Origin of the sequence: Lysobacter sp. Root690 (assembly GCF_001427785.1) — a bacterium.
Lineage (GTDB): Bacteria > Pseudomonadota > Gammaproteobacteria > Xanthomonadales > Xanthomonadaceae > Lysobacter.
The window spans coordinates 157,201-182,335 of record NZ_LMHM01000018.1 but is presented as its reverse complement, the minus strand read 5'-3'; the positions used below and the strand labels follow the sequence as shown (position 1 = coordinate 182,335).

Below are 25,135 nucleotides of genomic sequence, written 5' to 3'. Positions count from 1 at the left end.
CGGGAGAAGGGGGACTTCCGACACGCGTTCGCGCGATTGCTCCCCGCACTCGTCAGTGCACTCCCTCTCCCGCTCGCGGGAGAGGGCTGGGGTGAGGGCCGCCCTCCACCGTTACTTTCCCCAGCCAAATCCGGAAAAACCCCGCATTTGCCCAATCCCGCCTTTTGCCGCACTGCACTTTTACAGCGGCCCGCGGCGGATGCGATCATCGGCGGATTGCGTGGCGCCCGGCCCCTGGCGGCCGGGTCCGCCCATACACCGCCGCACTGCCCGATCACCCGCGATGGAGACGCCGATGGCCTCGTCCGCACAACCGCAATTGACCCTCCGAGCCGTCCTGCTATCCGTCTTCCTGGCGGTGATCCTGGCTGCAGCCAATGCCTACCTGGGCCTGTTCGCCGGCCTCACCATCGCCACCGCGATCCCCGCCGCGGTGATCTCGATGGGCGTGCTGCGCCTGCTCGGCGGCGGCACGATCCTGGAAAACAACATCGTCCAGACCGGCGCCTCGGCCGGCTCCTCAATCGCCGCCGGCGTGATCTTCACCATCCCGGCGCTGGTCATCCTGGGCTACTGGCAGGACTTCCGTTACTCGTGGGTGCTCGCCATCGCCGGCCTCGGCGGTCTGCTCGGCGTGCTGTTCTCGGTGCCGCTGCGCCGTTCGATGATCGTCGAAGACCCGCTGCCGTTCCCGGAAGGCAAGGCCGCTGCCGAAGTGCTCAAGGCCGGCGAAAACCCCGGCCCGGGCCTGAAGATCCTCGGCCTGGCCGGCGGCGTCGGCGCGCTGGTCAAGCTCGCCGCCGAAAGCGGCATGCGCCTGATCCCCGACAACGCCATCGCCTCGGGCTGGCTCGGCAAGTACCTGGGCTTCATGGGCACCAACCTGTCGCCGGCGCTGCTCGGCGTGGGTTACATCGTCGGTCTCAACGTCGGCATCGTGGTGCTGTCGGGCAGCGTGCTGTCGTGGCAGTTCGCGATTCCGATCTATCACGCCTTCTTCCTCAATTCCGATCCCGAACTCGCCGCGCGCATCGTCGACGGCAGCGCCGAGCAGATCGGCCGCGCGATCTGGTCGGCCAAGGTGCGTTACCTGGGCGTGGGCACGATGCTGATCGGCGGCGTGTGGACCTTGTTCTCGCTGCGCAAGTCGTTGCTGTCGGGCGTGAAGAGCGGCCTGGCCGCGGCGCGCAAGGGCACCAGCGGCGTGGTCGCCGAAACCGACCGCGACCTGCCGATGAAGTGGATGCTGATCGCGCTGGTCGCGTTCGTGATGCCGCTGCTGCTGCTGTACCAGGCCATCGTCGGCAACTGGTTCGTCAGCGTGCCGATGACCATCATCATGATCGTCGCCGGCTTCCTGTTCGTGTCGGTGTCGGCGTACCTGGCCGGCCTGATCGGTTCGTCCAACAACCCGGTCTCGGGCATCACCATCTCGACCATCCTGTTCGCCTCGGCGGTGCTGGTGCTGATGCTCGGCCGCGACTCGCCGATCGGCGCCGTCGCCGCGATCATGATCGGCGCGGTGGTGTGCTGCGCGGCGGCGGTCGGCGGCGACAATCTGCAAGATCTCAAGGCCGGCTACATCGTCGGCGCGACGCCGTGGAAGCAGCAGCTCATGCTCGGCATCGGCACGTTCTCGTGCGCGCTGATCATGGCGCCGATCCTCAACCTGCTCGCCGCCGCCTACGGCATCGGCGCGCCGACTCCGGAGCATCCGAACTCGCTGGCCGCGCCGCAGGCCACCTTGATGGCCTCGGTCGCCAAGGGCATGTTCGGCGGCGAACTGCCGTGGACGATGATCGGCATCGGTGCCGGCATCGGCGTGGTCATCATCGCGTTCGACGAATGGCTCAAGTCGCGCAAGTTCAAGTTCCGCGTGCCGGTGCTGGCCGCGGCGATCGGCATCTACCTGCCGCTGGAACTGATGGTGCCGATCTTCCTCGGCGGCCTGCTGTCGCACATCGTCGGCCGCCGTCGCGGCCTGACCAAGCACAGCGACGAAGCGGAAGTCGATCGCGTGCATCGTCCGGGTACCTTGTTCGCCGCGGGCCTGATCACCGGCGAAGCGCTGATGGGCATCGCGATCGCGTTCCCGATCGTGATCTCGACCCGCGCCGACGTGCTGGCGCTGCCCGAGCAGTTCCACTTCGGCGCCGGCATCGGCCTGCTGGTGCTGGCCGCGGTGGTGTGGCTGTTCTACCGCAGCAGCCGCAACGCGCCGGTGCCCGCGCCGAGCGCCTGATCCCTGCGACGGCCCGGCGCGATGCCGGGCCGTTTCTGTTTCTGTCGCGTGTTTACGCACGCCTTCGATAACGCTAGAGGTTTCGCCATGACGCCACGCCACGCCCTCCTGCCGATGGCCCTGCTGTTGGCCTGCGCATCCGCGCCGGCTTTGTCCCTCACGCCGCCGCTCGCGCGCGGCCTGGAAGTGCGCGACCTGGCCGCGATGGACCGGTTCTCCTCGCCGACCCTGTCGCCCGACGGCCGGCAACTGGTGTTCGCCAAGCGCGTGGTCGATTTCGGCGCCAACAAGTCCTCGACCTCGCTGTGGATCGAGGACCTGTTCGCGCGCGATGCCGCGCCGCCCAAGCGCCTGACCCCGGACGGCTGGAACGTCAATTCGCCGGCGTTTTCCGCCGACGGCAAGACCGTGTACTTCCTCAGCAGCAAGGGCGGCAGCTCGCAGTTGTATTCGCTGCCGTTGAGCGGCGGCACGCCGAAGCAGGTCACCGCGTTCGACGGCGACGTCGGCGGTTTCCAGTTGTCGCCCGACGGCAAGCGCATCGCGTTCAACGCCGAGGCGTATGCCGATTGCGCGGCCGACCTGGCCTGCAGCAAGAAGAAGCTCGACGCGGCCGAGAAGAGCAAGGTCAGCGGCAAGGTGTTCGACCGCATGTTCGTGCGCCACTGGGATACGTGGAACGACGGCCGTTTGAACCGCCTGTTCGTGACCGATCTGCCGGCCGCCGGCAAGACTGTCAACAGCGCCAAGCTCGTCAGCGGTGAAGTGATCGGCGACGTGCCCTCGCGTCCGTTCGGCGACAGCAGCGAATACACCTGGTCGCCCGACAGCCAGTCGCTGGTGTTCAGCGCGCGCGCGGCCGATGCGAAGGAACCGTGGTCGACCAATTTCGACCTCTACCTGGTCGGCGCCGACGGCGGCGCGGCCAAGAACCTGACCGCGTCGAACCCGGCCTGGGACACCGGCGCGGTGTTCGGCAAGGACGGCAAGACCCTGTACTACCGCGCGATGAAGCGCCCGGGTTTCGAAGCCGACCGTTTCGGCCTGTTCGCACTCGATCTCGCCAGCGGCAAGGCGCGCGAGATCGCGCCGCAGTGGGATCGTTCGGCCACCGGTATTTTGTTGTCGGACGACGGCAAGACCATCTACACCACCGCCGAGGACCTGGGCCGGCAGCCGCTGTTCGGCGTCGACATCGCCAGCGGCAAGGCGAGCGAGTTGATCGCCGATGGCACCGTCGGTTCGCCGGTGTTGGCCGGCAAGACCTTCGCGTTCACCCGCAACAGCCTCAAGAGCGGCGACCAGATCTTCGTCGGCGGCCTCGACGGCGCGCCGCAGCGCGCGATCACTCCGAGCGCGGGCGAATTGCTGCCGGGTGTGAAGTTCGGCGAGGCCGAACAGTTCGAGTTCAAGGGCTGGAACGGCGACAGCGTGCACGGCTACGTGGTCAAGCCGTGGAATTACCAGGAAGGCCAGAAGTACCCGGTCGCGTTCCTGATCCACGGCGGCCCGCAGGGCAGTTTCGGCGACGGCTGGAGCTATCGCTGGAACCCGCAGACCTACGCCGGTCAGGGCTATGCGGTGGTCATGATCGACTTCCACGGCTCCACCGGTTATGGCCAGGCCTTCACCGATGCGATCAGCCAGCATTGGGGCGACCGTCCGCTGGAGGATCTGCAGAAGGGCTGGGCCGCGGCGCAGAAGAAGTATGCCTTCCTCAACGGCGACAAGGCCTGCGCGCTGGGCGCGTCGTACGGCGGCTTCATGGTCAACTGGATCGCCGGCAACTGGCAGCAGCCGTGGAAGTGTCTGGTCAGCCACGACGGCGTGTTCGACCAGCGCATGATGGGTTACGCAACCGAAGAGCTGTGGTTCACCGAGTGGGAGCAGGGCGGCACGCCGTTCGACGTGCCGAAGAACTACGAGAAGTTCAACCCGGTCAATCACGTCAAGGATTGGAAGGTGCCGATGCTGGTGATCCACGGCCAGCTCGATTACCGCATCCCGGTCGAGCAGGGCCTGGGCGTGTTCACCGCGTTGCAGCGCCAGGGTATCGAGTCCAAGTTCCTGTATTTCCCGGACGAGAACCACTGGGTGCTCAAGCCGCAGAACAGCGTGCTGTGGCACGACACGGTCAACGGTTGGCTGAAGCAGCATATCGGGCAGTAAGCGCCCGCGATCCGCGCCACCGTTCCTGCGAAGGCCGCCTCCGGGCGGCCTTCGTCGTTTCGTCTCCGACTGTAGGAGCGGCGCGAGCCGCGACCGCGAAACTTCATATGCGTCGCATGCGCGATGTCGTGCTCGCGGCTTGCGCCGCTCCCACAGGGGTTTGCATGAGGTAACGACAGGTGGGCGACAGCTGCGTGGGCGCTGGCTGTGGCTTCGAGCGAAACTTGCTTGCGCCGTAGCCTCGGTGTCGTGGTCGCGGCTTGCGCCGCTCCTACAAGGGCTGTCGTGGCAACGTGGCTCGGCCACCTGAATTCGCGGCACCAACCCACCGGCCCTTGCCCCGCCTGGGCGATCCGAAGTAAAAGCGGTGACACCAACGCACGAGACACCCGGCATGCCCGATACCGCCCACACGGCGCTCATCAGCAACGACATCGTCGTCCTCGGCCTGATCGCCGCCACCCTGGGCCTGGTGTTCTGGACCTCGTCGAAGCAGACCGGCTTCTGGAAAAAGTTCTACACCTTCGTGCCGGCGCTGCTGCTGTGCTATTTCATCCCGGGCATCTACAACACCGTCGGCCTGGTCGACGGCAACAACACCAAGCTCTACAACCCGGTCGCCAGCCGCGTGCTGCTGCCCGCGGCGCTGGTGCTGCTGACCCTGACCATCGACCTCAAGGGCGTGCTCAAGCTCGGCCCCAAGCTATTGCTGATGTACGCGGTGTCCTCGCTCAGCGTGATGCTCGGCGCGATCGTCGCCTTCGTCGCGATGCGTGCGTTCCATCCTGAAACCGTCTCCGGCGACACCTGGGGCGGCATGGCGGCCCTGGCCGGCAGCTGGATCGGCGGCGGTGCCAACATGCTCGCGATGAAGGAGATCTTCCAGGTCGACGCGACCACGTTCGGCCAGTTCGCGGTGGTCGACGTCGGCGTGGGCTACGTGTGGATGGCGGTGTTGATTTTCCTCGCCAGCCGCGCGAAGCAGATCGATGAGCGCAGCGGCGCCGATACCTCGGGAATCGAGGAACTCAAGCAACGCATCGAAAGTTTCCAGGCCCAGCACCAGCGTATCGCCAGTCTGACCGATCTGGCGATGATCGTCGGCATCGCCTTCGGCGTGGTCGGCCTGGCGCATGCGATCGCCACGCCGCTGTCGGGCTGGTTCGCCGCGAACGTGTCGTGGGCGCGCACGGTAAGCCTGCACGAACCGTTCTTCTGGGTGGTCGCGATATCGACCTTCGCCGGCCTGGCGCTGAGCTTCACCCGCGCGCGCGAACTCGAAGGCGCGGGCGCGTCGAAGATCGGCAGCCTGCTGCTTTACTTCCTGATCGCGTGCATCGGTTTGCAGATGGATATTTTGGCGTTGCTCGACAAGCCGTGGCTGTTCGCGCTGGGTCTTATCTGGATCAGCGTGCATATCGCGATCCTGTGGGGCGTGGGCCGGCTGCTGCGGGTGCCGTTCTTCTATTTCGCGATCGGCTCGCAGAGCAACATCGGCGGCCCGGCCTCGGCGCCGGTGGTGGCGTCGGCGTTCCATCCCTCGCTGGCGCCGGTCGGGGCCTTGCTGGGCACCTTGGGTTACGCGACCGGGACGGGATTGGCGTACATCGTCGGCATCACCCTGCGCTCGCTCGCAGGCGCATCGCCGCCCTGAAGTCCGACTGTAGGAGCGGCGCGAGCCGCGACCACGACATCTCGCTTGCGTCGTATGTGCGATGTCGCGGTCGCGGCTCGCACCGCTCCTGCAGTCGTTTGTTCGCAACATCATTCACTGGTTGAAAGCCATGACCTACGAGTCGTTAGCCGCGCGCGCCGGCATACCTCTGCCATCGACGTTCGCCCGTCTGCTCGCCGACGGCAGGACCCGCTACGGCGACAACCTCGCCGACTGGAAGGCGAACTGGAGCGACTACACCCTGCGCGCGCAGCCGCTGCTTTCCTGCGCCTACGATCTGGAATGGATCGACGCCGAGCAAGCCGGCGAGATCGTCGATGACTGGCTCAATCCGGGGTTTCAGAATGGGCGCGCGTTCTTGCCGTTCGCGATTTCCGGCGCCGGCGATGCCTATTGCCTGATGACGACCGCCGCCGGCACGTCCGGCGTCGGGATGGTCTGGCACGATCGCGACGACAGCGCGATCGAAACGGCCTCTTTCGAACATTTCGTGTTCACAAGCCTGGTGGAGAGCGCCGCCGATTTCGAGCACCTGCTGGACGATTTCTCGTCCGCGCAGGCGCGTGAGTGCGTCCTCGCCAACATGCGCGCCGCCGCCGCTTATCTGCCCGCGAACTTGAATCACGCCCTGGATGCGTTGATCTCGCCGCAACTGCCGGAAGACGAAAGCGACATCGCCATGATCTCGCAAGCGACGGCCGAAGCGGCGTTCGGCGTGCTGCTGCCGTTCGCGCAGGAGCGCTTCGCGGTGGTGCCGCGCTGGCAGTGCAATGAGGGTTGATGCGCGAAGCGTTGGCGATTGATCGGCACATGATGCCGGCGACCTTCGCTTGCACCGACGACAACGCGTAAAAGAAAGGCCGCCCTCGGGCGGCCTTTCGTCATCCACGCAATCGGACGTTCAACAACACCCGATCCGCCCGCCGCCATAACGCGCCTCCTGGCGCTGGCGGAAGAACGTCGCGTAATCCGGGATCGGCCGCTCGGGGTGTTTCTCCATCAGGTGCCGGACATAGTTGTCGTAGTCCGGCACGCCGCAGCACAGCCGCGCGGTCTGCACCAGGCGGCGCCAGGTGCGTTTGTACAACTGGTATTGGCTGGCGGGTACGAGTGCGGTGCCCATGTCAGTGGTCCGCCATCTGCGCGGGCGTCAACGCCACGTACGGCGATTCGCGGTCGCTGCGCTCCGGATTGGCGCGCGCCTTGAGGATCGCGCCGATCGCGTACACCAGCACCGAGAACACCACGAACAGGAACAGCATGGTCAGCCCGGTGTTGACGTAGCTGTTGACCATGACCTGCTGCATCTGCTCGATGCTCTTGGCCGGCGCGACCACGGTGCCCTTGGCGATGGCGTCCTGGTACTTGTGCGCCTGGGCGAGGAAGCCGACCGCCGGGTTGCTGTCGAAGATCTTGATGAAACCCGCGGCGGTGGTGCAGATCAGCAGCCACGCGGTCGGCAGCATGGTGACCCAGGCGTAGCGATCGCGTTTCATCTTGAACAGCACCACCGTGCACAGCATCAACGCGATGCCGGCGAGCATCTGGTTGGCGATGCCGAACAACGGCCACAAGGTGTTGATGCCGCCGAGCGGATCGACCACGCCCTGATACAGGAAGTAGCCCCACAACGCGACGCAGCCGCCGGTGGCGAGCAGGTTCGGGCCCCAGGCTTCGGTGCGGCGCAGTGCCGGCACGAAACTGCCGAGCAGATCCTGCAGCATGAAGCGGCCAGCGCGGGTGCCGGCATCGACCGCGGTCAGGATGAACAAGGCTTCGAACAGGATCGCGAAGTGATACCAGAACGCCATCGTGTTCTCGCCCGGCAATACGTTGTGCAGGATCTGGGCGATGCCGACCGCGAGCGTCGGCGCGCCGCCGGCGCGGGCGAGGATGGTGTGTTCGCCGATGTCCTTGGCCGTGGTCTCGAGCATCTCGGGAGTGACGCTGAAACCCCAGCCGCTGATCGTCTGCGCGACCGCATGCACGTCGGTGCCGACCAATGCGGCGGGACTGTTCATCGCGAAGTACACGCCCGGCTCGATCACCGAAGCGGCGACCAGCGCCATGATCGCGACGAACGATTCCATCAGCATGCCGCCGTAGCCGATGTAGCGCATGTGGCCTTCATTGGCGAGCAGCTTGGGCGTGGTGCCCGAGGAGATCAGCGCATGGAAACCCGAGACCGCGCCGCAGGCGATGGTGATGAACAGGAACGGGAACAGCCCGCCTTTCCACACCGGGCCGGTGCCGTCGGTGAACTGGGTCAGCGCGGGCATGCGCAGGTCGGGCATCACGATCACGATGCCGATCGCCAGCGCGATGATGGTGCCGATCTTCAAGAACGTGGACAGGTAATCGCGCGGCGCCAGCACCAGCCACACCGGCAACACCGCGGCGACGAAGCCGTAACCGATCAGCATCCAGGTGATCTGGGTGCCGGTGAAGGTGAAGCGCGGGCCCCACACCGGATCGGCCGCGATCACCCCGCCGTACCAGATCGCCGCGAGCAGCAGGATCAGGCCGACCACCGAGATTTCGCCGATCTTGCCCGGGCGGATGTAGCGCATGTACACGCCCATCATCACCGCGATCGGAAGGGTCGCCATCACCGTGAACATGCCCCACGGACTTTCCGCGAGCGCCTTGACCACGATCATCGCCAGCACCGCGAGGATGATGATCATGATCAGGAACGCGCCGAACAGGGCGATGGTGCCGGGTATCCGGCCCATCTCCTCGCGCACCAGGTCGCCGAGCGAACGGCCGTTGCGGCGGCTGGAGACGAACAGGACCATGAAGTCCTGCACCGCGCCGGCCAGGACCACGCCGACGATCAGCCACAGCAGCCCGGGCAGATAGCCCATCTGCGCGGCGAGCACCGGCCCGACCAGCGGCCCGGCGCCGGCGATCGCGGCGAAGTGATGGCCGAACAGCACGTGCTTGTTGGTCGGAACGTAGTCCAAGCCGTCGTTGTTGAGGACCGCGGGCGTGGCCCGGGTCGTATCGATCTGCATCACCTTGTTGGCGATGAACAGGGAGTAGTAGCGGTACGCGACCAGATAGATCGACACCGCCGCGACCACGATCCACAGCGCGTTGATGTGTTCGCCGCGCCGCAGCGCGATCGTGCCGAGGCAGAACGCCCCGAGAACTGCCAGGGCCGCCCAGCCCACCTTGCCGATGCCACCTTTCATGACGACCCTCCCGGTTTTTCAACTACCGAAGCGTCGCCCCTGCGTCCGGGCGGGTCAATGCGCAGTGCGGTAAAGCGGCACTAATTGGGCTGATACTTTGGTCTTAGGTGGCTCGCTCGCCGCGATTGGCTGGGCGTTTGCCGTTGCTGTTCCCCCCTTTGGAAAAGGGGGGCAGGGGGGATTCGCTTTTTAGCTCGACAACTGCATCGCCCTGATCAAAAAGCGAATCCCCCGGCGCATTGGATTTCTTTCGGCGATCACAGCGGCGCAGGCGCCAGCCCCCTTTTACAAAGTGGGCTAATTGACGCGCGGGGATCTACTCAGCGATCGGCTTCAGGCGGGGACGTCAGAAAGCGACAACGAACTCAAGCTCGATCCGATTCCCGATTCCCGATTCCCGATTCCCGATTCCGATTGCGATTCCGATTCCCGATTTTCCAATTCCCAATCCCGAATCCCGAATCCCAAATCCCGGCTCAAAGCCACTTAGCCCGCTTGAACCCCACATACAACACCACGCAAGTCAGCGCGATCACCCCGACCAGAATGCCGTAACTCCATTGGCCCTCAAGCTCAGGCATGTACTTGAAGTTCATGCCGTACCAACTGGTGATCAAGGTCGGCGCGGCCAGCAGCGCGGCCCAGGCGCCCAGACGCTTTACGGTCTCGCCCTGGCGCACGGTGACCAGCGACAGGTTCACGCTGACCGCGGCGGTCAGCATCTCGCGCAAGGTGTCGGTGGTTTCGTTGATGCGCACGGCGTGATCGAGCACGTCGCGGAAATACAGCTGGATCTCTTCGTCGATCAGCCCGCCGCGCGAACGCGCGAGCTGGCCGAGGATGTCCTGCAGCGGCGCCACCGCCATCCGCAGCCGGGTCAGTTCGCGCTTGAGGTCGTACAGCTCCTGCACGGTCTCCTTGCTGAAATCCTCGGCGAAGATGTCCTTTTCCAGCTCGTTGAGCTCCTGGGTGAAGCCCTCGACGATCGGCATGAAGTTGTCGACCACGCTGTCGAACACCGCGTACAGCGCCGCGCCCGGTCCGTGTTCGAGCAGGTCCGGCTCGCGCTCCATGCGCGCGCGCGCGGCCTTGTAGCTGATCGAGGCGCCGTGGCGCACGGTGACCAGATAGCGCGGGCCGACGAACATGTGCGTCTCGCCGAAGCGGATGCGGTTGTCGATCTTCTGCGCGGTGTGGATGGCGACGAACAGCGAGTTGCCGTACGACTCGATCTTCGGCCGCTGATGCGCGTTGTGCGCGTCCTCGACCGCGAGGTCGTGCAGGCAGAACTCCTCCTGCAGTTTCTCAAGGATGCCTTCGTCGGGCTCGTACAGGCCGACCCAGACGAAGCTGCCGTCGTCGACGGCGAGCACGTCGCTGATCGCATCCAGACTGATGTCGCGGCGGGTTCCGTCGCGGCTATAGGCCGCGCAGTTGATGACGCATTGGGGCAGGGCGGGATCTTTCATCCGCGAATCGTGCCCGCGCGCGGCGGCAGCGGCAAGCCGTCAGGCCAGTCGCAATCGGGCGGCCTTGCGGAAGCCCAGCCACAGGCCGGTGTGGATCGGCAGCCACAGGGCGATCCAGTGCGCGTTGCGCTGCGGGTACACCGGCAGCCAGTACATGAACAACGCCGCCAGCGAGCTCAACGCAACCAGCGCGGTCAGCCACACGAACACCGGCCCGGTTTCGCGCCCGCGCAGCGCGCGCAAACCGCCGAACCACAGCAGCAGGCACAGCGGGTTGAACAGCAGCAGGTTGCGGTTGGCCCAGATGTAGTTGTGGTTGGTGTCGACCCAGGCATAGACCAAGACCGCGCCGATCAGCCCGAGCACGCCCCACAGCGGCAGCGCGACGACCGCGAGCACGCGCGGGCTGCGATCGCCGATCCAGGCCAGCGCCGCACCCAGCACCAGGCCGGTCAGCGCCCACGGCCACCACGGCAGCGGGGTGGCCTCGGGGTCGGGCGAAATCTGGTGCGGCAGCAGCTGGCGTTCCTCGCTGACCAGCGGCCGGCCTTGGTTGTTCTTGACCTCGCGCAGGGCCGCGGCGAGGCGGCCGGGCACGTAGGACTCGGCCCACACCGGCACCGGCTTGTCCGCTTCCGGACCCATCATCACGTCCAGCACCAGCCACATCCACGGCTCGGGCTTGGACAGGCGCAGCGCTTCGCTGCGCAGGGTGTTGCCGTGCGAGCGGCCTTCGATCTGGCGCCGCAGCCCGCCGCCGAGCGCGGTGTCGATCGCGTCGCGCACGCGGGTGGCGCAGTTGTCGTCGAAGTACTGATAGCGGTAGTAGGAATTCTCCGGCAGCGCGTTGACCCGCAGCGCTTCGGATAGTTCGCGCGCCTGCGCCGGGGTGAGGTCGAGCCATTGCACCGACACGCCGCGGCCTTCCACGCCGTACTGGCCGATGTCGGCCTCGAACGGCAGCGCGAGCAGGCGATAGCGCATGTCGTTGCGGATGAAGCGCGGCACGAAGTCGGGCTCGCTCGGGTCGAAGTAGCCGAAGTTGTAGGAGATCGCCTTGTCGGTGTTCGGGTCGAGCACGACCAGGGCGTCGTGGCCGAAGCGCGACCAGAACTCCTGGCCCGGCTGCATGGTGACCATGCCGACGCGCGGCGGCTGCGGGCCGGTCGGGGCGGTGGCGGTGGTCGTGGTCGCGGCGGGTTTCGGCTCGGCAGGCTTCGAATCGCTGGGGTTGGATGCCGCCGGCGGTGCGTCGGCGGGAGCGGCGAAGACCGCGGTGGAAAGCGACAGCAACAAGGCCAAGGCGAACAGCCGGACGAAACGGGGCAGGAAGGTCACGAGGGGCTGGGTCCGGCTGGGCGGGTGGCGGCCATTGTAAACAGCCGGCCGGGGTGTGCCGTGGCTGGAGTGGGGATTTCGGGTGCCGTCGTTTGTCGCGATCTTCTGCCCCCCCAGGCAGATGCGCCATGGAGGCTGGATATCGCCCGTTTGCTTGGATCGGTGCTAAGCAGGGCGCTTAGGTCGAGCAAGGCCGGCGACACAGTCCGGTAGGCGGTCATCGGCTCTTTTGCAGCGAGCCGATGCAGCGAGCCGGCGCGGCGAATCGCATCGATTCGTTTCTACTTGCTGGGCGACGTAGGCGCCCTACGGGTGACCCGGCCCGCCGACATGGTCGGCGGCATTCCAGCTACTCGTGCAGGCTAGCTCGGTTTTGTACTGCCTGCGGTTGGCATCAGCGAGCCGGCTCAGCGGCGCCGACAACAACGGAACACGACCGCAACGGAGTTCGGCCGCCGAGAACGAAATCTCAAGATGCGACCATTCGACAAGCCCTTCTCCCGCAAGCGGGAGAAGGTGGCCCGAAGGGCCGGATGAGGGAGGCGCGTCATGTGATCAGCCGTGAAGCGATCCTGGCAAACAGGATGCAGGTCTGCATTGGATTCAACGCATTGGCGTCAACGCCTCGGCTTCAGCCGCATACGCACCGCGCCCGATAACCGCGACCCGCGCCAGCGCATCGCCTCACAAACTACCCAACACCCCGACATGAAACGCATGCACGCGCCGCGCATCGGCGCTGGCCACGCGGAACACGAAGCGGTCCAGGGTCAGTTCCTCGCCGGCCTCGGGCAAGTGCCCGATCGCCGCGGTCACCAGGCCGCCGATCGTGTCGTATTCATCGTCGTCGAAATTCGCGCCGAAGCGTTCGTTGAAATCGTCGATCGGGGTCAATGCATCGACCACGTACTGACCGTCGGCCTGCGCCGCGATCAAGGCATCGGGATTCTCGGCTTCGTCGTGCTCATCGTCGATCTCGCCGACGATCTGCTCGAGCACGTCCTCGATCGTGAGCAGGCCGGCGACGCCGCCGTGCTCGTCGATCACGATCGCCATGTGATTGCGCGACTGGCGGAACTCGCGCAGCAGCACGTCCAGGCGCTTGGACTCGGGAATCAGCACTGCCGGGCGCAGCAGTTCGTGGATGGTGCCCGGACCGTTATCGGCGACCACGCCGCGCAGCAGGTCCTTGGCCAGCAGGATGCCGAGAATCTCGTCCTTGTCCTCGCCATGCACCGGGAAGCGCGAATGGCCGGACTCGACCACCATCTTCATCAGGTCGAGGAACTTGGCGTCGGCCGGCAGCGCGATCATCTGCGAGCGCGGGATCATCACATCGCCGACGGTGAGGTCGGACACGGCGATCGCGCCTTCCATCATGCGCAAGGTATCGGCGGCGATCAGCCCGTCGGATTGCGCATCGCGCAACAACTCGACCAGATCTTCGCGGGAACTGGGTTCGCCCGACAGCGCGGAGCTGATGCGGTCGAGCCAGGAGCGCCGTTTCTCGTGGTGTTCCGGCGGGTGGGTGCTACTACTGTCGTCCTCGGACATTCGGTTCTTGGCTGCGCCCCTCGGGGGGAGGGGTGATGGGGGCAGTTTAACCCGGAAGACCGCGGCCGCACCCATGCGCTGCCGGCGCGTGCCCGTTCGATATCCCCGCGGCAGCGTTAGAGCCGCCTCCCGGTCGGGTCGGGAGCTGAAATCCACTTTCAAATCAGATGCTTGTGCAGTCCATGACGTACGTTTGTTCGCCCTGGTCGAAATGGCCCGGCGACTGCCGGAATCGACCCGCATTCGACATCACCACGCTGGCGACCTGTCTACTGTTGGGCGCGCATATCGTGAAGGTCGCATTGCTGCCGGTGATGTCGCCCTGCGGATGGAAGACGATCTTCGGACGTCCCGACGTGCCATGCAGGCGAAGACCGCCGTCGAGTGCCGCGGTTCTGCGGATCAGGTTGTCGTATCGGCCGAACGCCCGATCTCCATCGACATCGGCGTAGACCAGCCAGCCTTGGCTCCAGTCGCTGCTGTCGTCGCAACCGCCGCCGCGGGACGGGCACAGAATCGTCGCCGCGCCTCCGGCAACGGCCAATCGGTTGGCGGTCAGAAATATTTCCGCCAAATCGGATTGCAGCCGCGTAATGCGCACCCGGTCGGTCCAGGCGGTCGCGGCCGGAACGGCCATCGCGATCACCAATGAGGCGATAGCCAATACAACGATCGTCTCGATCAGAGACAGTCCCTTCGAACTCTGCATGGATGCGCTCCTTCGCGTCGGATCGGCAGTGTCGCGCCGACGATCAGGGGCCGACACGGGATTTATCCGCATCGCGGCGTCGGATTTTTGCTGATCGATCGCGGGCAAGCGCAGCCCGTCGCGAAACGCGACTGCTACGCGCGAATTGTTCGATCGATACGGCGGAAGAACGATGATTGCTTCACGCGAGCGGCATCCGATAAACGCCGCGCGATCATGGCCGAAGGCGACTCCAGGTAGTCGGCACATAAAAGTCATTTGCGCGGCACAGGCCGAATTGAACGGAGTAAATGTGCTGCACATGCATTCAAAGAATGTATGAATCGCCGTCCAGTACCGCGGAAGCGCCGTTCGTCCTCGCTGCCCTCACTTCCACGCGGCCGCCTTCCGTAGATTCGGGTCTCGTTTCATGGAAACCATGTGATGAGAACGACGCGGCAATCGGGCGTGACCTTGATCGAGTTGCTGGTGACGATAGGCATCGCCGCCGTGTTGCTCACGTTGGCCTTGCCCAACTTCTCCGCGGCGATGCGTTCCAGTCGCGTCGCAACGGCCGCCAATACCCTCCTGTCCACCATCAATTTCGCCCGCTCCGAGGCGCTGCGCAGCAAGGACGTCGCGCACCTGTGCCCAAGCAGCGACGGCATCAGCTGCGGCGGCGACTGGAACAGCGGCGTGATGGTATGGACGGACGAGAATCGCAGCGGTTCGATGGATGCGGGCGAGATACGTCGCGTCGTCGCGGCATCGACCGGAATCCGGCTCAGCGCTTCAGGAACGGGCAACGAATTGTCGTTCGACAATTTCGGCCGGCTAGTGGGTGGAGGGACGCCCGCCTTCACCGTGCGTCCCGACGAATGCACGGCCGGAACCCAACTTCAGCGCTCGATCACGATTAACCAGATAGGCCGCGCCACGGTCGCACGGGAGAACTGTCAGTGAATTCGCAATCGGTTCGCCCGTCGCGCGCCGTTCGTCGCCGCGCGCAACCCGCTTCGGGCGCGCGCAGCCGCGGCCTGAGCCTGATCGAGGTGCTGGTCGCCGTGCTCGTGCTCGGCTTCGGGTTGCTGGGCCTGGCGATGCTGCAGGCGACCAACCTGCGACTGACCCAGAGCAGCAACAGCCGCACCGTCGCCACCAACCTGGCCTCGCAAATGCTCGACGACATCCGCAACAACCGCCTGATCGCGGTGGGCTACGTCGGCGACTACGCGGCCAGCGGCGTCGCCGATAGCTGCCGTGTCGATCCTGTCGCGACCACGCCGATCGCCCAGGTCAACAGTTTCAGATGCGCGATGCGGCAATCGCTGGGCGAAACGGCGAACAGTCAGATCGCCGTGAATACCGATACCGGAACGGTCTCGGTGACGATCCAGTGGGGCGATGCCCAGCGCTGGAATCCCAATAACGAGGCGACGCGGTTCGTTCTGGAGAGCAGACTATGAAACCGAACCGGTTACGCATGACGGCGAGACCTTCAAGACAGCGCGGCCTGTCGCTGATCGAACTGATGGTGGCCTTGCTCCTCAGCGGCTTGCTGGTGCTCGGATTGGTGCAGATATTCTCGGCCTCGCGCGCTTCCTATTCGCTGGCCCAGGGCGCGGCGCGCGTACAGGAGAGTGCTCGCTTCGCCTTCGATTCGCTGCAGCGCGATATTCGCCACGCCGGCCAGTTCGGTTGTTCGTCGGACCAGGCCCACTTCCAGTTCGGTGGACGCGCCGTGCGCGAGCTGTTCCTGAGGGATCGCCAGGACTACGGCACGGTGCCCGACGTCGCCAACAACGATGCGTTGCGCTTCGATTTCTCGTTGCGCGGATACGAAGCCAACGGCAGCGCGCCCAACCAGGCCGTTGCCTTGTCCACGATTCCGGTGGCCGGCGCGGCGGGAGACTGGTCGCCGGCGCTTCCTGCGTCCTTGGCCGGTTTGGATCCGCTGCCGGTCCGCGGCAGCGACATTCTGGCGTTGCGCGTACTTTCGCCGGAGAGCGCCGAAGTCCTGGATTTTGACGTCTCCTCGGCCGATCCGACCCGAGCCACCGTATCGGTGCGTTCCGGACAATGGGCGGTGTTGGCCGCGGGCGGCGCGTCGGGCCTGCTCGGCATCGCCGATTGCCGATCAGCGGTGGTCTTCCAAGCCGAATCGGTCGGCGTGGGCAGCGGTTCGACCTTGATCAACACCGCGGTCACCGGACTGAACCAGAGCGCTTTCGACGGAGCCGACGTGTTCGGCATCGGTCAAGCGCGCCTGCACCGCGCAGAGAGTTACGTCTTTTACGTCGGCCTCAAGTCCGACGATCAGCCGGCGTTATTCCGCGCGCGCTTCGATGCTCAACCCGGCGCGCCGTCGATCAGCGTTCGCAGCGAAGAGCTGGTCGAAGGCGTGGAAAACCTGCAACTCATGTATGGCCAGGACATCGAACGCCGTGCCGCTCGGCCGCCGTTGGGACGTCTCGGCACGGTGACCACCGCCACCGGAGTGAACCTCACCGCCAGCGGCCGGCCGGAAATCGACAAGTGGTTGCCGCAACTGGCCTGGCAGCGCGTCAACAAGGTCCAGATCGGAATGGCGGTGCGCAGCAACGATCAGACGTCCACTCCGACTCGGACAGCTGCGATGAGTGCGCAGGGCACCTTGCTCGCTCCTCCGAACGACGGCCGCTACCGCAGCGTCTACGAAACCAATATCGCCGTGCGAAACCGCCTGACCGGCAACTGAGGACTCCCATGTCGCCTTTCCGCCATCGATCGCTCGGTCGTTCGCCGCGACGCCAACGCGGCGCAGTGCTCTACGTGTCCCTGATCATGCTGATCCTGCTCGCCCTGCTGGGCATCACCGCGATGCAGGTGACCGGCATGCAGGAGCGCATGACCGCCAACTACCGCGCGAGCAACCGCGCCTTCCAGAACGCCGAGGCGGCCGCGCGCTTGGTCGAACGCAACCTGCTGGCGCAGGTCAACAGCTCCGGCCGGCAAGTACTCGAGATCGATCAGCCGCTGTGTCTGGACGCGAGCTTCGATTCGGTTTCATGGGCCGCTAATCCCCAGCGCAGAGGCACTACCCATACGCGTCGGATCGACCACTGCACCACCGCCACGTCCAGCGCTGGGCTCGGCAAGGCGCCGCTCAGCGACGATCCCAACCTGATTTTTCAGGTGACCGCCTTTGCCGTTGATGAAGTCCGCGATGCGGGCTCCGAGGCGGTCATCGACACCATCTTCGTTCCGTGAGGCCCGCCATGAAGCCGCTACGTCTGATCTTCGCCGGTTCGCTGCTGTTGGCCGCAGCGGGTGGCCTGTACCTGTATCAGCAGTCCGACGCCGACGCCGCCCAGGGCGATGGCGCGTTGGCGCAGGCGCCGATGAACTCGAGCGCCACCGCGCCGCCGGCCTTCATCATGGCGATCGACGATTCGAACTCGATGACCTTCCAGACCTTGTTCCCCGGCTCGGAGGGCGGTGCGTTCTGGAGCAATGCCGGTGGCTTTTTCATTACCAGCCCTTCCCGGCGTCTGCGTACGCAGGCCGATGCCTTCGATCGCGGTAATTACGTTTATGTCATGCCCTCGGCGACGACAATGAACGGAGGCTCGTACGCGATACCGCCGCTGGATGTTTTCGGCTTCGCGCGATCGGTCGATTACAACCCGTCGTATTTCAATCCGGATTTCACCTACCCGCGGTGGCGAAAGCCTAGCGGAACCGATGGTGCATTCGTCGATTACCCCAACGCTCCGCCGACCGCCGTGCCGATCAATCCCGACGATGTGGCCGGCGCCGGCACGATCGACATGACCAATAACTACCGCATGCCGAATGCCGCGACCGATTTCAGGGCGTACTTCATGGTCTCCAGCGGCATGACCTTGCCCGCCAACACGGTCTACTATATGGGGCGAAGTGCCAATCTCGACGGCAATGGTAACCCGAAGCCCAGTTGCGGTGGACTGACCGGCCGCGCATCCAACGTCACGACTTGGACGACGCTGGCGGCCGCGCACAAGCTTACCGACAACTGCCTGGTAGCTATCGAGTATTTTCCGGCGACGTACTACTCGACCAGTGCGACGCCGAGCGCGAAATCGCAGTACAAAGCGACCGCGGTGACCGAGATCAGCAATGCGTGCGGGACGGGCTGTACGCTGTATCGATACGAAATAAAGCCGGGCAATTACACCGGCGATGGGTACGAAAAAGCGATCACCAACTACGCCAACTGGTTCAGTTATTACGGAAATCGCCTGCGTGCGATGAAGGCTGCGTTGACGATTTCGCTGGAGGGCATTGATTCGATGACGATCGGGATGTTCACGATCAACAACCGAGTCGCAACGGTTCCGATGCGCAATATGGATGTGCCCAGCGAAAAGGCCGCGTTGTACAACGACGAAATTCGCACATTTACCAACCGCGGCAGCACCCCGAACCGATTCGCGGTCGATCACCTAGGCCAACAATTCATGCGCAAGGATGCCGCGGCACCGGTTCGTTCGGCCTGCCAGATCAATGCGGGCATGCTGTTCACCGACGGCTACAGCAACAATTCGACGGGTACCGCGGAGCCGACGGTCGCGGCGAGCCTGAGCGACTCGACCATGCCGGTTCCATTGCGCGACGCTCACCCCAATACCCTGGCGGACATCGCCGCCAAGTACTACCTGACCAACTTGCGCCCCGATCTTCCGGCGGGACGCGTGCCGGTTCCGAAAGAGGCCTGCGCGGCCAATCCCAACGATCCCAAGATCGATTGCCGCCGCGATCCGCATATGAATTTCTATGCGCTCACCCTCGGCGCCAAGGGCAAGATCTACGGCAACACCTACAATCCGGCGACCAATTCGCCCGATCCGTTCGTCACGGCGCCGGCCTGGGAGGCGAAGGTCGACAGCGATCCTCGTACCATCGACGAACTGTGGCACGCCACCTTGAACGCGCGGGGCCGCTACATCAATTCACGCACTCCGGCCGACATCACCGATGCGATGAAATCGATTATCGGCTCGTTCGGCGGCGGTGCCGCGCCGGCCGGCGGCAGTGGCTTGTCCGGCTCGCGGGTCGGCAGTGACACGCTCGCGGTGGAGCCCGAATACGGCATCACTAATAGCAGCACCGACTGGTACGGCCGCCTGCGTGGCAGCCGCCTCGATGCCAGTGGTAACTTCGTCGAGGCATGGGAAGCCAGCGCCGGACTGGGCGCGGGACGAACGATCCGCTATGCCGTGCCCAATGGTGGCAACGTCGTGCCGACGGTGCACGATTTCAGCGCCAACAACATCGGAAACAATCTCGATGCCGTGCTGTGCAGCGATTCGCTGCAGAATTGCGCGGGCAAATTCGGCCGCATCACCGGTGGTGTGACTCCCGCCGAGGCGGTCGCCTACCTGCGCGGCGATCGCACCCACGAAAGCGGCAAGCTGCGCAAGCGCACCACGCTGTTGGGCGACATCGTCAACTCCACCCCACTGGTCACCGGCGCGACCGACGATTACGGTTACACGGCCCTGGACGGCGACCGCCTGAAATATCGCACCTATCTGAGCGCCAAGGCCAGCAGTCAGCGCAAGCCGTTCGTCTATGTCGGCGCCAATGACGGCATGTTCCATGCGTTCGACGGTGTCAGCGGACGCGAAGCCTTCGCGTTCATCCCGAGCACCTCGATCGGACACATGGGTAACCTGCTGTTCCCATACAAACCCGAAGACAAACTCGACCAGGTGTTCAAGCACCGCTATTACGTCGACGGCCAGTTCACCGCGCAAGATGCCTATGCAGGCGGTTCGTGGAAGACCGTTGTGGTCGGCAGCGTGGGCGCGGGCGGCCGCGGCGTGTTCGCGCTCGATGTGACCGACCAGCAGACGTTGAACGTGTTGTGGGAGATCACCGATAAGGCTTCGCTGGCCAACGGCGGCGCCGATATCGGCAGCGTGCTTGGCGATGCCGCGATCGTGCCGGTGAAGGATGCGGGAGGCAATGTCGCCTGGAAGGCGATATTCGGCAACGGCTACGGCAGCGTTAATGGCAAGGCGACCCTGTTCGTGGTCGATATCGCCACCGGTGCGGTGAGCCTGGTGCGTGCCCAGGAAGCCGGCGCCAACGCACCCACGCGTAGCAACAACGGCTTGGGCAATATCGTCGTGGTCGATCGCTATACCGGCACTGGCGACGTCCTGCAGCAGGACGGATACGCCGACACGGTTTACGGCGGAGATCTCAACGGCGCGGTGTGGAAATTCGACCTTCGCAAGAATGTGGTCGCTCTTGACGGAAAGCCTTTGTTCATCGCACGCAACAAGGATGACTACACGCAGCGCCAACCGATCACCGGCGGCTTCGAGGCGACTCTCGCCGGCGAGAACATGATGATCTTCTTCGGCACCGGCAGCTTCTCGTTCAACGCCGACAAGACCGACAAGGGGGTGCAAAGCGTCTATGGCCTGATCGATCGTGGCCGCGAGATCAGCGGACGCAGTGAGTTGCGGCAGCAATTCATGACCGAAGTCCGGCAGGGTACCGAAGTGGCCCGGCTATCGACCCAGTTCTCGATCGACGTGACCCAGAGCGGCTGGTTCCTGAATCTGGGAATCGATTCGGCCAGCAGCGGCGACCCCGTTGCCACCGGCGAGCGTTTCGTCGGCAATCCCCGCATCTGGAACGGGAAACTGCTGTTCCCCAGCTACGACCCGGTGGTCGGCGACGGCTGCAGTCTCGAGAGCAACAACTGGTTGTATGGTCTCGACGCCGTCACCGGTGGCGCAGCGCTCATGAATGCCACGGTCGTGGAATCGGGCAGCGTGGTCGTCGGTGGGATCGGTGCGATCAAGCGTACATCAGTGACGCCGACAGGCGAGGGCAGCGCCGGTCCGACCCGCAATCTGACCCTGACCTTGTCCAGCCGCAATTCGATACTCCCTGCTGACGACAGCGGCGGCGGAACGCCGGGATCGCCGGGATCGCCTGGCGGCGGTGGCCCCAGCGCGGACAAGGAACAGCGCTGCTATGTCACGGCGGCCGCCCAGGACCTTCCCACGGGCCGTTGGATTCGTCCTTGCGGGCGTCAATCCTGGCGGCAATTACGTTGACCGGAGCGAGGCAATGAACAAGATCAAGCCCCAGCGACGCCGCATGCGTGGATTCACGCTCATCGAACTGATGGTCGTGGTCGCTATCGTCGGCATCCTGGTTGGTTTCGCGGTACCGACCTATCAGGACAGCGTGCGCAAGAGCCGTCGCGGCCAGGCCAAGGCCGATCTGGTCGAAGCAGCGCAGGCAATGGAGCGCTACTACACGGTGCAGGGGCGCTACACCGGCGCGCCCCTGCCGTTCGCACGCTCGCCTCAATCCGGCGAACCGCGTTACAACCTGAGCTTCCAGTCCGCGCCGACCAGCCAGACGTTCACGATTCGCGCCGTGCCGATCGGCCCGCAGGCTCGCGACACGTGCGGCACGTTGTCGATCAATTCCGCGGGCAGCCGATTGCCGGACGATCCAACCTGCTGGCAATGACCGTCCGATAGCGCGGTCCTGGATCGCGCGGCTGGGGTTGGCGCTGTCAGCCATGCGGCAATCGGCCACCGCAAGAGCGATCGGTCGCAATCGCGGAGGCGACCGACATGCGCTTGCGGACTATTCCGACCACTGCGCGTGGCCGACACGGACAGCGATTGCGTTTGACCGTGGGGACACTATCCGGGCGCCTCTTGAATCGTTTGTCATCTCGGCGCGCATCGACTCCATACCACCTTCAAGGATGAATCCATGTATTTCACCTCGCGTTGCGCCGCCCTGGTATTTTCCGCCTGCCTGTTGCTGATGGCGCACGACACAACAGCCGCCGCGGCGCCTGCCCGAACGCTCGCCTCGACCTCCCAAACCGGCTATGTCGAACTTGGCAGTTATCTGACCTCGGAATCCGAGATCAATGCCTGGTACGAAGCGCTTTACCACCTGCGCGAGAACTTCGACGAAATCTGCGGCGACACGTTCTGCGAAGGCGATTACAGCAACATCTACGCGTTGCGGTTCAGATGCTCGGTTGATCAGTCCAGCGGCGTGATCGGGCGTTGCGTGTGGGTGTTCGCGGCGAGCAACGAGGAGATCGATCCGGCCACCGGCAAGATCCAGGTGACGCCGAAGGTCTGGCGCTGTCGCGCGCCGCTGGCGCCCAAGACCACGGTTTCGGCCTTGCTGGGCGCATTGGCAGGCGAGCGGCCTTTGTATGCGACCTTGCCGGGGACAACAGTGTCGATTTACGACGGGCTGATCGACTGCCTCTGATCGCGCCGGTCGGTCGCTGCGGCTGATGGTGAATGCTGCCTCGTTGGCGAGGCAGCATCGAAGCCGTGACGGTTTGGCTGTCGAGCCGCGATGCGGACCCGCGGGCCGCGCGGACCGCGCTGCGGCTGACGGCGAATGCTGCCTTGGTGGCGAGGCAGCATCGAAGGCATGACGGGCTTGTTGCCGAGCTGCGATGCGGACCCACCGGCCGCGCGGGCTTAGAGGCGTCGCTGTAGTTCTCTCGGGCGATGCCAGAAATGAATCGCCGCGTCATCGGCTTCGCGTATCAAGGCGACCCAGTGATTCCAAGCCTCATGCGCGAATCGGAGTAAACCCCGACCCGCGTTCGCCGGTCATTCCCGCGAAGCCGATCGGCCCGCCAGCCGACGATCACTCTTTCAGCTGACGATCACTCTTCCAGATAAGGATCCGCGATCCCCAGCGAAGCCAGGATCTCGCGCTCCAGTTGCTCCATGCATTCGGCTTCGCGCTCGTCCTCGTGATCCCAGCCGAGCAGGTGCAAGGTGCCGTGCACGGTCAGGTGCGCGTAGTGATCGTTGAGCGGCTTCTTCTGCTCGCGTGCTTCGCGTACGACCACCGGCGCGCAGATCACCAGATCGCCGAGCAGCGGCATCTTGACTCCCTTCGGCAGGCCTTCGGGCAGATCGGCGGGGAAGCTCAGCACATTGGTGGCGTAGTCGCGGTCGCGGTAGTGGCGGTTGAGCGAACGGCCTTCCTTGCTGCCGACGATGCGGATCGCCAGGTCGGCTTCGCGGATGCGGCCTTTCAACGCGGCGGCGACCCACTTGCGGAAACTGTTCGCCGCCGGCAGGCCCTTGCGCGGCAGGGCATAGCTGACGGCGACATCGAGACGGACGGGACCTTGGGTCATCGTGGTACTCACTGCGGTGCGGGCTGATGGGAGAGACGCAACGCTAAGGGTCTATTGGCAGTGCACGGCATGGTCTGGCCGATCGCGGGATCAGGCGGCGGCCCGTTACGGCTGCGTGGCGCTCGCGCCGACGACGGTCCGGGCCGCATCAGCGCAAACACTGGCGCTAGTGCCGGCACGGAACACCGACACGAACGCCGGCCCCGCGCCGATCAAGCAGCCGGGCCGGTCTGCGCATCCTTCGCATCGCGCGCGTCGTAGGCGCTCACGATGCGTGCGACCAGCGGATGGCGGACCACATCCTTGGCTTCGAAGAAGGTGAAGCTGATTCCGTTGACGTTGCGCAACACCTCGAGGGCGTCTTTCAATCCCGACTTGATGTGCTTGGGCAGGTCGCCCTGGGTCATGTCGCCGGTGACCACCGCGGTGCTGCCGTAGCCGATGCGGGTCAGGAACATCTTCATCTGTTCGATGGTGGTGTTCTGCGCTTCGTCGAGGATCACATAGGCATCGTTGAGCGTGCGCCCGCGCATGTAGGCCAGCGGCGCGATCTCGATGACGTTGCGTTCCAGCAGCTTGACCACCTTCTCGACCCCGAGCATCTCGTACAGCGCGTCATACAGCGGGCGCAGATAGGGGTCGACTTTCTGGGTCAGGTCGCCCGGCAGGAAGCCGAGCTTTTCGCCGGCCTCGACCGCGGGACGCACCAGGATCAGGCGCTGCACGCGCGATTCGTTCAGCGCTTCGACCGCGCTGGCGACGGCGAGGAAGGTCTTGCCGGTACCGGCCGGGCCGATGCCGAAGTTGATGTCGTGGGTGGCGATCGCGTGGAGGTACTTGGCCTGATTGACCCCGCGGCCGCGAATGGTGCCGCGCTTGACCCGGATCGCGACTTCCTGCGGTTCGATGTCCTGCGCCACCAATTGCTCGGCGCCGGTTTCGGTCAGGGCCAGATGGATCGCGGATTCGTCGAGGGTTTCCTCGGCGGCGTCCTTCCACAGCCGGCGCAGCAGCTTCTCGGCCTCGCCGACCACGCGCTCGGGGCCGTCGATGCGGAAGATATTGCCGCGATTGGCGATTTCCACGCCCAGGCGCAGTTCGATCATGCGCAGATGCGCGTCGAACGGTCCGCTGAGGTTGGCCAGACGTTCGCTGTCGGCGGGATCGAGGGTGAATTCGGAAACGGTTCGGGCAGACATAGACAAAGCGTAAGCAGATTCGAGCACGCATTGCGCGCCGGGGCGTCACAGCTTGCGCCTGTCGGGACGTTTTCGCAAAGCCGCGCGGGTGGTCCCGGCCGGTCCGGGGCGGTGCGAAGCGTGTCGGCCGGCGCGATGCCAGGCCGGCGACGCGCCGACATCAATCGCGAGGCGGGCGGCCTTCGCGCCAGGCGCGCCAGATCCGCAGCGCGCCCATCAGGGTCAGCAGGATCGAGCCGATCAGCCACAGCAGGGTGATCGCATCGGCGTCGAACGGGCCGTGGCGGGTGGCGCGCATCCACGAGCGCACCAAGCCGAGCAGGCCCAGGCCGAGAAACCAGAAACCGATCGCGCCGCGGGAAAATAGGCCGGGCGGATTCGAGGGGGCGGGGGTGTCGGGCATGAGGGTTTCCTCGGTGA

General features: G+C 65.1%; 20 protein-coding genes. 11 read left to right on the top strand and 9 right to left on the bottom strand.

From position 1 onward, the window contains the following. Nucleotides 1-295: 295 nt before the first annotated feature. The 4 genes from ASD86_RS23975 to ASD86_RS23960 all read left to right on the top strand — a co-directional run bounded on the left by ASD86_RS23975 (nucleotide 296) and on the right by ASD86_RS23960 (nucleotide 6,867). Nucleotides 296-2,242 (top strand): oligopeptide transporter, OPT family, encoded by a 1,947-nt coding sequence (locus ASD86_RS23975; protein WP_056117376.1) that lies wholly within the window; start codon nucleotides 296-298, stop codon nucleotides 2,240-2,242. A gap of 87 nt (nucleotides 2,243-2,329) precedes the next feature. Further along, nucleotides 2,330-4,411, top strand: a complete 2,082-nt coding sequence (locus ASD86_RS23970; protein WP_082578676.1) for a S9 family peptidase — start codon at nucleotides 2,330-2,332, stop codon at nucleotides 4,409-4,411. Between the two features lie 394 nt (nucleotides 4,412-4,805). Then, nucleotides 4,806-6,065, top strand: a complete 1,260-nt coding sequence (locus ASD86_RS23965; RefSeq protein WP_056116824.1) for a DUF819 family protein — start codon at nucleotides 4,806-4,808, stop codon at nucleotides 6,063-6,065. A 130-nt stretch (nucleotides 6,066-6,195) separates the two neighbouring features. Beyond that, nucleotides 6,196-6,867 carry an SMI1/KNR4 family protein gene (locus ASD86_RS23960; RefSeq protein ID WP_056116821.1) on the top strand — a complete coding sequence of 224 codons (672 nt, stop codon included), beginning with the start codon at nucleotides 6,196-6,198 and terminating at the stop codon, nucleotides 6,865-6,867. 120 nt (nucleotides 6,868-6,987) lie between these two features. On the opposite strand, the gene ASD86_RS23955 is transcribed toward ASD86_RS23960, so the two are convergent. The 6 genes from ASD86_RS23955 to ASD86_RS28080 all read right to left on the bottom strand — a co-directional run bounded on the left by ASD86_RS23955 (nucleotide 6,988) and on the right by ASD86_RS28080 (nucleotide 14,353). Then, nucleotides 6,988-7,209 carry a YbdD/YjiX family protein gene (locus ASD86_RS23955; RefSeq protein WP_056116819.1) on the bottom strand — a complete coding sequence of 74 codons (222 nt, stop codon included), beginning with the start codon at nucleotides 7,207-7,209 and terminating at the stop codon, nucleotides 6,988-6,990. A 1-nt stretch (nucleotide 7,210) separates the two neighbouring features. Continuing rightward, nucleotides 7,211-9,283: a carbon starvation CstA family protein gene (locus ASD86_RS23950; protein WP_056116818.1), complete on the bottom strand. Its 2,073-nt coding sequence runs from the start codon at nucleotides 9,281-9,283 to the stop codon at nucleotides 7,211-7,213. Nucleotides 9,284-9,759: 476 nt separating this feature from the next. After that, the gene (corA, locus tag ASD86_RS23945) at nucleotides 9,760-10,752 is read right to left on the bottom strand and encodes a magnesium/cobalt transporter CorA (protein ID WP_056116816.1); all 993 of its coding nucleotides are present in this window, start codon (nucleotides 10,750-10,752) and stop codon (nucleotides 9,760-9,762) included. Nucleotides 10,753-10,791: 39 nt separating this feature from the next. Then, entirely contained in the window at nucleotides 10,792-12,090 is a 1,299-nt protein-coding gene (locus tag ASD86_RS23940; protein WP_056116814.1) for a DUF4105 domain-containing protein, read from the bottom strand. A gap of 684 nt (nucleotides 12,091-12,774) precedes the next feature. Next, the gene (locus ASD86_RS23935; RefSeq protein WP_056116812.1) at nucleotides 12,775-13,644 is read right to left on the bottom strand and encodes a transporter associated domain-containing protein; all 870 of its coding nucleotides are present in this window, start codon (nucleotides 13,642-13,644) and stop codon (nucleotides 12,775-12,777) included. A 163-nt stretch (nucleotides 13,645-13,807) separates the two neighbouring features. Then, the gene (locus ASD86_RS28080; RefSeq protein ID WP_056116810.1) at nucleotides 13,808-14,353 is read right to left on the bottom strand and encodes a GspH/FimT family pseudopilin; all 546 of its coding nucleotides are present in this window, start codon (nucleotides 14,351-14,353) and stop codon (nucleotides 13,808-13,810) included. Nucleotides 14,354-14,776: 423 nt separating this feature from the next. Between ASD86_RS28080 and ASD86_RS23925 the strand changes: the two genes are divergently transcribed. The 7 genes from ASD86_RS23925 (at nucleotide 14,777) to ASD86_RS23895 (ending at nucleotide 22,624) form a co-directional block, all read left to right on the top strand. Then, entirely contained in the window at nucleotides 14,777-15,295 is a 519-nt protein-coding gene (locus ASD86_RS23925) for a GspH/FimT family pseudopilin (RefSeq protein WP_082578674.1), read from the top strand. After that, nucleotides 15,292-15,798 (top strand): type IV pilus modification protein PilV, encoded by a 507-nt coding sequence (gene pilV / locus ASD86_RS23920; RefSeq protein ID WP_056116805.1) that lies wholly within the window; start codon nucleotides 15,292-15,294, stop codon nucleotides 15,796-15,798. Before ASD86_RS23925 ends, pilV begins: the two co-directional genes overlap by 4 nt. Nucleotides 15,799-15,815: 17 nt before the next feature. Then, complete coding sequence (locus ASD86_RS23915; RefSeq protein WP_162253728.1) at nucleotides 15,816-17,069, top strand: PilW family protein; 1,254 nt, start codon at nucleotides 15,816-15,818, stop codon at nucleotides 17,067-17,069. 8 nt (nucleotides 17,070-17,077) lie between these two features. Continuing rightward, nucleotides 17,078-17,581, top strand: coding sequence for a PilX N-terminal domain-containing pilus assembly protein (locus tag ASD86_RS23910; RefSeq protein ID WP_082578671.1), 504 nt, complete (start codon nucleotides 17,078-17,080; stop codon nucleotides 17,579-17,581). 116 nt (nucleotides 17,582-17,697) lie between these two features. Beyond that, on the top strand, nucleotides 17,698-21,429 hold the full coding sequence (locus ASD86_RS23905) for a PilC/PilY family type IV pilus protein (protein WP_162253727.1): 3,732 nt from the start codon (nucleotides 17,698-17,700) through the stop codon (nucleotides 21,427-21,429). Between the two features lie 13 nt (nucleotides 21,430-21,442). Next, nucleotides 21,443-21,853, top strand: a complete 411-nt coding sequence (locus ASD86_RS23900; RefSeq protein ID WP_056116798.1) for a type IV pilin protein — start codon at nucleotides 21,443-21,445, stop codon at nucleotides 21,851-21,853. Nucleotides 21,854-22,105: 252 nt separating this feature from the next. After that, complete coding sequence (locus ASD86_RS23895; protein WP_200957300.1) at nucleotides 22,106-22,624, top strand: hypothetical protein; 519 nt, start codon at nucleotides 22,106-22,108, stop codon at nucleotides 22,622-22,624. 409 nt (nucleotides 22,625-23,033) lie between these two features. Here the strand turns inward: ASD86_RS23895 and ybeY are convergent, their stop codons facing one another. From ybeY to ASD86_RS23880, 3 genes are all read right to left on the bottom strand, one after another. Continuing rightward, nucleotides 23,034-23,516 (bottom strand): rRNA maturation RNase YbeY, encoded by a 483-nt coding sequence (ybeY, locus tag ASD86_RS23890; protein WP_056116796.1) that lies wholly within the window; start codon nucleotides 23,514-23,516, stop codon nucleotides 23,034-23,036. Between the two features lie 212 nt (nucleotides 23,517-23,728). Continuing rightward, a complete protein-coding gene (locus ASD86_RS23885; RefSeq protein ID WP_046655969.1) occupies nucleotides 23,729-24,715 on the bottom strand; it encodes a PhoH family protein in 987 nt (328 codons plus the stop codon). 160 nt (nucleotides 24,716-24,875) lie between these two features. After that, nucleotides 24,876-25,118: a hypothetical protein gene (locus ASD86_RS23880; RefSeq protein ID WP_157477077.1), complete on the bottom strand. Its 243-nt coding sequence runs from the start codon at nucleotides 25,116-25,118 to the stop codon at nucleotides 24,876-24,878. Between the last annotated feature and the right edge of the window lie 17 nt (nucleotides 25,119-25,135).